We start from the raw sequence: 8,875 nt of genomic DNA on the forward strand, positions 1-8,875 counted from the left end.
GCTTCATCAGCCTCGGCATCCTGCTGCACGCCACCAACGAAACGATGGTGGCGACCGTCATGCCAGCCATGGTTGGTGAAATGGCCGGCGTGCAGCTCGTCGGCTGGTCGCTGGCGGTCTATGAACTCGGCGCCATCGTCGCCGGTGCCGCCGCCGGACGGTTGGTGAGCTACGTGGCGCTGCGCACCAATATGGTGGTCGCGGCCCTGCTCTACGCGGCCGGGGCGCTGATCTGCGCCACCTCGCCGTCCATGCAATTGTTCCTCGCCGGTCGCCTGGTCGAAGGGCTGGGCGGCGGCGCGCTGGTATCGCTGGCTTTCGTCTCGGTCGAGCGGCTGTTCTCGCGTGCCATCTGGCCGCAGCTTTTCGGCATCATGTCGGCGATCTGGGGCGTCGCGGCGTTCAGCGGCCCGTTGCTGGGCGCAATCATGACCGAGCTTCTCTCGTGGCGCTGGGCCTTCGGCGTCTTCACTCTCGGCGGAACCGCCATGGCGCTGGCCAGCTTCCTCGTGCTCAACACGCCGGAGGCGACGCGACCCGTGCTGAGCGCCGGCAAGGTGCCGCCCTTCCCGTTCGCCGCCCTTGGCTGCCTTGCCGTCGCCGTGGTGCTGATCGCCTCGGCCGGCGTCGACATTGCCGTGCTTCGCTCCTCGCTGCTGATCGTCCTTGGCCTCGCCGGCCTGGCGCTGTTCTTCACCATCGACGCGCTGAAGCCGCGCTCGCGGCTTTTCCCGTCGCGGCTGTTCTCGTGGCGCACGCCGGTCGGCGCCGGCATGACCATGGTCGCCGCCTTTTCCGTCGCCACCTGCTCCTTCGGCGTCTACGGACCGCTGCTGCTAACCAGCCTGCATGACATTCCGCTGCTGACCACGGGCTACATCATCGCCGCCGAATCGATCGCCTGGTCGATCCTGTCGATCSTCGTCGCCAACGCGCCGCCGCATCGCGAGCGGCTGATCATCGTCGCCGGCGCGCTGATGATCGCGGCGGGCATTGCGGGCTTTGCCTATACGATCCCGCTGGGCTCGATCCCGCTGATCCTGGTCTGCGCCCTGTTGCAGGGCGGCGGCTTCGGCATTGCCTGGCCGTTCCTGACCCGCGTCATCGTCGCCTCCGCCCCGGACGACGAACAGACCATCGCCTCGGCCGCCGTGCCGACCATGCAGCGCATAGGCTATGCCGTGGGTGCCGCGCTTGCCGGCATCGTCGCCAATGCCAGCGGCTTTTCGCAAGGGCTGAACCACGACGCGGCGGCCAATGTCGCGAGCTGGCTGTTCCTCGCCTTCGTGCCGCTCGGCCTTCTCGGCTGCCTAGCGGCCTTGCGGGCATCAGCGGCGCCAAACCGACCGCTGGAAGCTATCGGCTGACGCAAGTTTAAGGCTGCCTCACTCGACCACACGCAGCCGATAGCCGACACCGGTCTCGGTGGTGATGTGCTGTGGTTGGTCGGGGGTCTTCTCAATCTTTTGCCTGAGCTGCCTGACATAGACCCTGAGATACTGCACGTCGGTCGTATCGCCCCAGATCTGCTTCAGGATAAAATGGTGGGTCAGCACCTTGCCGGCATGCTGCACCAGGATGCGCAATATGTCGTATTCCTTCGGCGAGAGTTTTATCTCCTTGCCCTCGACCTTGACGATGCGCTTGACCAGATCGACGCTGAGGTCGCCGCTCTGGAACACAGGCTTTTCGCCCTGTTGCTGGAACTTGTGCCGCAGCGCCACGCGGATGCGCGCCACCAGTTCGTTCATACCGAACGGCTTGGTGACATAATCGTCGGCGCCGAGTTCCAGAGCCTGGACGATGCCGGCCTCGTCGGTGCGGCTGGAGAGAATGACGACAGGAATGTCGAGGCCGTCGTCGCGCCATTTGCGCAGCAGCTCATGGCCGCTCATGCCGGGCAGGCCGAGATCGAGCAGCACCAGGTCCGGCTTTTCCTGGTCCATCAATTCGATCGCCGCCTTGGCGTTCGGCGCCTCGCTGACCGCATAGCCCTGGCTGCCTAGGCCGACCCGCAGCAGTTTGCGGATCGGCGGCTCGTCATCGACAACCAATATCCTGACATTCGCGTTCGTCATGCCAAATCATCCACATCATTGTCGTCCGTATTGGCGGCGCTGAGATCGGGCGGGTTCGCAGGCTTCGGCATTTTGATGGTGAAAACCGCGCCCGAACGGTCGGTTCGGTTTGCCGCCGTGATCGTGCCCCCCATCGCCTCGATGAAGCCGCGGCAGATCGATAGCCCAAGCCCGGTGCCGGCGCGAACCTGGTCACGCTTGCGCACCCGGTAGAACGTGTCGAAAATCCGTTCCAGATCACCGGGGGGAATGCCCGGCCCCTCATCCATGATCTGCAGGATGACGGACCCATTGTCGCTCCAGCCCTGCACGCGGATCGTCGAGCCGGCCGGTGCGTATTTCGCCGCATTGTCGAGGAGGTTGAACAGCGCCTGCTCGAACAGGACGGGATCGACCTTCAACATCGGCAAATCCGGGGGGATATCCACCTCGGTCTTATGCTCGCCGATGATTTTCCTGGCCCTCTGCAGGGCGGAGCCGACGATGTCACCGACATAGTGSAAGGCGAAGTTCGGCTCCATTGCGCCGGACTCGATCTTGGTCATGTCGAGCAAATTGGCGATGAAGCGGTTCAGCCGCTCGGACTCGTCGAGCACGGTCGTCAGCAATTCCGCCCGGTCCTCTTCGGGAAGTGCCGGCGCGAATTCCCGCAGCGTGCCGGCAGCGCCCATGATGGCGGCGAGCGGCGTTTTCAGATCATGCGAAATGGAGGTCAGCAGCGCCGAGCGCAACCGATCGGCCTCGGCCAGGAGCTTGGCCCGGTCGACATCGGCGACGAGCTGGATACGTTCGATGGCGACCGCTGCTTGGTCGGCCAGCGCGTCGAGCAGGCGCTGCTGCTCCGGCGTCAGCAGCGGCCCCTGTTTGTCATTGTCGAGGCCGACGACACCGATTGCCGTCCGTCCTGTCCGCAACGGAAGATAGAGGCGCTTGGCGCCAGGCAACGTGTCGGCGCCGCGCCCGGCAGCACGATTGTGCTCCCATGCCCAGCGGGCGGCCGCGATGTCGGCCTCGGCCAGCGTGTCGTCGGGCGGATAGCCGGCCTTGACGGTGATGGTGCCGTCTTCGGGCAGAAGCAGCACCACACGCAGCTTCAGCATCGAGGCGATCTGGAAGGCGGTGGCCCACAGAACGTCGTCGAGCGTGCCGGCACCGGCGAGCTTCTTTGAAAAGAGGTAGATGTCTTCCGTGGCCCGCGCCCGCGAGCGGGCGGCGATTGCCTGGCGCTGCACGCGCACCGTCAGATTGCTGGCAATGACGGCGACGACCAGGAACACGCCGAGCGCGACAATGCTCTCCGGATCCCGGATCGTCAGCGTGTAGCGCGGCTCGAGGAAGAAATAGTTGAAGGCAAGGGCGCTGGCGAGACAGGCGTACAGAGCCGGCCATAGACCGCCGGTCACCGCCGACGCCAGCACCCCGATGAGGAAGATGATCGCCAGGTTGCGAACATCGAGAAACTGGTCGAGCAGGACGGCAAAGGCGAGCGAGCCGGCGACGAAGGCCGTGGCCTTGAGATAGGGCCAGATCTCGAACTGCCATTGCTCGTCCGCCGGCTTGACGCTTCTCGACACCGCATCGTTGCGTTCGGTTCCCGAAATGACATGGACGCTGATGTCGCCGGCATTGCGGATGAGATCATAGGTCAGCGAACCTTCGATCAATTCGCGCCAGCGCGACCGGGTCGGCCGGCCGACCACGATGTGGGTAAAATTGTTCGCCGTCGCATAGCGCACGATGTCCTGCGCCACGTTCTGACCCGGAATGGTCGTCACCTCGGCACCGAGCTGTTGGGCGAGGCGCAAATTGTTTGCGAGCCGATCCTTGTCTGCCTCGGGCATGCTGGCCGAGCGAGGACTGTCGACATGCAGTGCCGTCCACGGGGCACGCAGCCGGTCCGCCAGCCGGCGCGCATAGCGGATGCGGGCCGCTCCGCCCGGGCGGGCGTCGAGACAGACGAGGACCCTTTCCCCTGCAGCCCAGGGGCCTTGGATGGCATGCGACTGCATGTGATTGAGCAACTGCTCGTCGACGCGCTGCGCGGTGCGGCGAAGCGCCAGTTCCCTGAGCGCCGTCAGATTGCCGGGCGAGAAATAGTTCTCGATAGCGCGCTGGGCGGTGTTGGGGAAGTAGACCTTGCCTTCCTCGAGCCGCTTGATCAGGTCGTCGGGGGTAAGATCGATGATCTCGACATCGTCGGCCTGGTCGATGATGGAATCGGGAACCGTCTCACGGACCCTGACCTTGGTGATCTGGGCGACGACATCGTTCAGGCTTTCGACATGCTGGACGTTGAGCGTCGTGTAGACATCGATGCCTTGCGTCAGGATTTCCTGGACGTCGAGATAGCGCTTGGGGTGGCGGCTGCCGGGCGCATTGGTGTGGGCTAGTTCATCGACGAGGACCAGCGCCGGACGCCGGGCGAKGATGGCGTCGATATCCATCTCGTCGAGSATGCGCCCCTTGTAGTCGACYTTSCGGCGSGGAATGAYTTCATARCCYTCGACCAGAGCCWGGGTTTCCTTGCGGCCATGCGTCTCGACGACGCCGATCACCACATCGATGCCGTCGGCCAGCCTGGCACGGCCCGACATCAGCATTTCGTAGGTCTTGCCGACACCGGGTGCCGCGCCAAGGAATATCCGCAGACGGCCGCGTCCCTCCCGCTCGGCATGCTCGAGCAGCGCGTCGGGGGAAGGTCTGTTTTCGTTGCTGCGGTCGTCCGGCATCAGGATCGATCATGGAGGGGTCCGGGGATGCTGTCGATCCCCGGTCCGCGCCATCAACTACTTAGCGGCGTCCAGCGCCAGGTTGAGCGCCAGCACATTGACCACCGGCTCTCCCATGAAGCCGAGTTCCCTGCTCTGGACTTGACCGTCGACAAGCGCCTTGATCTTGGCTTCGTCGATGCCCCTGGCCTTGGCCACGCGCGGAACCTGGAAATAGGCGGCCTCCGGGCTGATATGCGGATCGAGGCCGCTGCCCGATGACGTCACCATATCCATCGGCACTTGCGCGTTCGGGTTCTCCGCCTTCAGCTTGTCGGCATCGCCCTTGATGCGCTCGATCAGCTTTGGATTGGTCGGGCCGAGATTGGTGCCGCCGGAGGCGGTGGCGTCGTAGCCATTGCTGCCGGCCGCTGAAATCCGGCCATGGAAATACTTGTCGCTGGCAAAGCCCTGGCCGATCAGCTCGGAGCCGATGACCTTGCCGTCCTTCTCGATCAGGCTGCCATTGGCCTGGCGCGGGAACAGCGCCTGGGCAATGCCGGTCATGCCGATCGGATAGATCAGGCCGGTCAGGACCGTGAAGAAGACGATCATGATGATCGCGGGTCTTATCTGGGTGAGCATGGAACTTGTTCCTTAAGCGAGGCCGAGGGCGGTGACGATCATGTCGATCGCCTTGATGCCGACGAAGGGGACAATGATGCCGCCGAGGCCGTAGACCAGGAGGTTGCGGCTGAGCAGCGCGCCGGCGCCGATGGCGCGATACTTGACGCCTTTCAGCGACAGCGGGATCAGCGCGATGATGATCAGCGCGTTGAAGATGATGGCCGACAGGATGGCGCTCTGCGGCGTCGCCAGATGCATGATGTTGAGCGCCTGCAGCGGGCCGGTGGTCTGCCCCGGCGCGACGTAGAAGACGGCGAACATGGCCGGGATGATGGCAAAGTACTTGGCGACATCGTTGGCGATCGAGAAGGTCGTCAGCGAGCCGCGCGTCATCAGCAGAGCCTTGCCGATCTCGACGATCTCGATGAGCTTGGTCGGATCGCTGTCGAGATCGATCATGTTGCCGGCTTCGCGCGCGGCAACCGTGCCGGTGTTCATGGCGACGCCGACATCGGCCTGGGCAAGGGCGGGCGCATCATTCGTGCCGTCGCCGCACATGGCGACGAGCTTGCCCTTGGCCTGTTCGTCGCGGATCAGCTTCAGCTTGTCCTCGGGCGTCGCCTGGGCAAGGAAGTCGTCGACGCCGGCCTCCGCCGCGATCGCGGCCGCCGTCAAAGGATTGTCGCCGGTGATCATCACCGTGCGGATGCCCATGCGGCGGAGTTCCGTGAAGCGCTCGCTGATGCCGCCCTTGACGATGTCCTTGAGATGGACGACGCCGAGCAGGCGCCCGTCGCGCTCGACCGCCAGCGGCGTGCCGCCGGACTTCGCGACCTCGTCCGCGATCGCCTGGAGATCCTTGACGGACTCGCTGCTCGGACGCGTGCCGTGGGCGGCGACCGTCGACTGGTTGACATGGGCAAGCACGGAATCGACCGCGCCCTTGCGCACCGACGAGCCATCGACATCGACACCGCTCATGCGGGTCTGCGCGGTAAAGGGAACGAAGGTTGCGTGCAGCGTTGCCATGTCACGGGCGCGGATGCCGTATTTCTCCTTGGCCAGGACGACGATCGAGCGGCCTTCCGGCGTTTCGTCGGCGAGCGAGGCGAGCTGCGCCGCGTCGGCCAGTTCCTGTTCGGTGACGCCCCTGACCGGACGGAATTCCGTCGCCTGGCGGTTGCCGAGCGTGATCGTGCCGGTCTTGTCGAGCAGCAGCGTGTCGACGTCGCCGGCTGCCTCGACGGCGCGGCCCGACATGGCCAGCACATTGAAGCGCACCAGGCGGTCCATGCCGGCGATGCCGATGGCCGACAGCAGCGCGCCGATCGTGGTCGGGATCAGGGTGACGAACAGGGCGACGAGCACGGTTACCGAGATATAGCCGCCCGAATAGGAGGCAAAGCTCGGGATGGTTGCGGTGGCCAGCACGAAGATCAGCGTCATGCCGACCAAAAGGATGTTGAGCGCGATCTCGTTCGGCGTCTTCTGGCGCTCGGCACCTTCGACCAGCGAGATCATGCGGTCGAGGAAGGTGTGGCCGGAGGCGGCCGTGATGCGCAAACGGATCCAGTCGGACAGCACCTGCGTGCCGCCGGTGACCGCCGAACGGTCGCCGCCGGATTCGCGGATGACGGGGGCCGACTCGCCGGTGATCGCCGCTTCGTTGACCGAGGCGACGCCTTCGATCACCTCGCCGTCCGACGGGATGATGTCGCCGGCTTCGACCAGAACGATGTCACCAACCTTCAGGCTGGTGCCGGGCACGAGCTTGAACTTGGTCCTGTCCTCGCCGGCTAGCAGCTTGGCCTGGGTCTCGGTGCGCGCCTTGCGCAGCGAGTCGGCTTGCGCCTTGCCGCGCCCCTCGGCGACCGCTTCGGCGAAATTGGCGAACAGCACGGTAAACCACAGCCAGATGATGATCTGCAGCGTGAACTTGAAATCACCGCCACCGGTAATGAGATCCCTGACGAACAGAACAGTGGTCAGCGCCGAGACGACGGCGACGACGAACATCACCGGGTTCTTGATCAGGGTGCGCGGGTTCAATTTCTTGAAGGCCCCACCAATGGCGGGCCACAGGATGCTGGCATCCATGATGCTAGCGGATTTGGACTGGCTCATTTGTTGGCTCCAGTATCTGAAATGTTGGCAGGCACCGATCGATCGGATGCCGAAGGAAGATGCGGCGGCCCATAGACCAGCAGCCAGATGACGATCATGGCTGCCGCAATGCCGAGGAAAGTGGACACGGTCGGGAAAGGAGGGGGGATTGTCTCCCCCTCCCTGTCGGTCCGACGCTCAACCTTGCGACGCATGTTTTTGAACCAGGACATGATTTTGACCCAAGACGGGGCGCTCTCAGAAGGTCTGACCATGGATCATGGCCAGGTGTTCGACGATCGGTCCGATCGCCAGCGCCGGGAAGAAGGTGAGGCCGACAACGATCAGGATGACGCCGACCAGCAGCCCGACGAACAGCGGACCGTCGGTCGGGAAGGTACCGGCGGAGGCGGGCACCGTCTTTTTCGCCACCAGAGAGCCGGCGATGGCAAGCGCCGGGATGATGACGAAGAAGCGACCTACCCACATGGTGATGCCGAGCGTGATGTTGTACCAGGGCGTGTTGCCGGAAAGGCCGCCAAAGGCCGAGCCGTTGTTCGCTGCCGCCGAGGTGTAGGCATAGAGAACTTCGGAGAAGCCGTGCGGACCGCCATTGGCCATCGAGGCCACGGCGCTTGGCAGCACGACCGCGATGGCCGTGAAGACCAGCATGACCAGAGGCAGGGCGAGGATGGCGAGCATCGCCATCTTGACCTCCTTGGCCTCGATCTTCTTGCCGAGATATTCGGGCGTGCGGCCGACCATCAGGCCGGCAACGAAGACAGCGACGACGATGAACATCAGGATGCCGTAGAAACCGGCGCCGACGCCGCCGACGATGACTTCGCCGAGCTGCATGTTGATCATCGGGATGAAGCCGCCGATCGCGGTGAACGAGTCATGCATGGCGTTGACCGCGCCGCAGGAGGCGGCGGTGGTGATGACAGCAAACAGTGCCGACAAAGCGATGCCGAAGCGGGTCTCCTTGCCTTCCATGTTGCCGCCGTCGATGCCCAGCGCGTGCACCAGCGGATTGCCTGATGCTTCCGCCCAGTAGCAGATGGTGACGCCGGCGATGAACAGGACACCCATCGTGGCCAGGATCGCCCAGCCCTGGCGCTGGTTGCCGACCATGCGGCCGAAGACGTTGGTCAGCGCMGCRCCRAKSGCRAAGATCGTSACCATCTGGATSARGTTSGAGATSGCGTCGGGRTTTTCGAAMGGRTGYGCSGCATTGGCGTTGAAGAAGCCGCCGCCATTGGTGCCGAGCAACTTGATGGCGACCTGCGAGGCGACCGGTCCGACCGCGATGGTCTGCCGGGCGCCCTCGAGCGTCGTCGCGTTGACATAGGCGCCGAG

Annotated in this window: 7 protein-coding genes; 1 reads left to right on the forward strand and 6 read right to left on the reverse strand. The window is 64.5% G+C overall.

The features are described from left to right. On the forward strand, positions 1 to 1,367 hold a 1,367-nt coding region (locus AC1DX0_RS25665; RefSeq protein WP_477357288.1), incomplete at its 5' end, for an MFS transporter. An 18-nt stretch (positions 1,368 to 1,385) separates the two neighbouring features. Here the strand turns inward: AC1DX0_RS25665 and AC1DX0_RS25670 are convergent. The 6 genes from AC1DX0_RS25670 to kdpA all read right to left on the reverse strand — a co-directional run. Further along, complete coding sequence (locus AC1DX0_RS25670) at positions 1,386 to 2,078, reverse strand: response regulator transcription factor (RefSeq protein WP_477220096.1); 693 nt, start codon at positions 2,076 to 2,078, stop codon at positions 1,386 to 1,388. Further along, entirely contained in the window at positions 2,075 to 4,807 is a 2,733-nt protein-coding gene (locus tag AC1DX0_RS25675; RefSeq protein ID WP_477357290.1) for a DUF4118 domain-containing protein, read from the reverse strand. The genes AC1DX0_RS25670 and AC1DX0_RS25675 overlap by 4 nt, the downstream gene beginning before the upstream one ends. Before the next feature lie 57 nt (positions 4,808 to 4,864). Continuing rightward, complete coding sequence (gene kdpC / locus AC1DX0_RS25680) at positions 4,865 to 5,431, reverse strand: potassium-transporting ATPase subunit KdpC (protein ID WP_477220098.1); 567 nt, start codon at positions 5,429 to 5,431, stop codon at positions 4,865 to 4,867. A gap of 12 nt (positions 5,432 to 5,443) precedes the next feature. Further along, on the reverse strand, positions 5,444 to 7,537 hold the full coding sequence (gene kdpB, locus AC1DX0_RS25685; RefSeq protein WP_477220099.1) for a potassium-transporting ATPase subunit KdpB: 2,094 nt from the start codon (positions 7,535 to 7,537) through the stop codon (positions 5,444 to 5,446). Next, entirely contained in the window at positions 7,534 to 7,749 is a 216-nt protein-coding gene (locus AC1DX0_RS25690) for a hypothetical protein (RefSeq protein ID WP_027043198.1), read from the reverse strand. Before AC1DX0_RS25690 ends, kdpB begins: the two co-directional genes overlap by 4 nt. Positions 7,750 to 7,774: 25 nt before the next feature. Continuing rightward, the coding region (kdpA, locus tag AC1DX0_RS25695; RefSeq protein ID WP_477357292.1) for a potassium-transporting ATPase subunit KdpA at positions 7,775 to 8,875 on the reverse strand (1,101 nt) is incomplete at its 5' end.

Source organism: Mesorhizobium sp. P3_A9 (assembly GCF_056402975.1).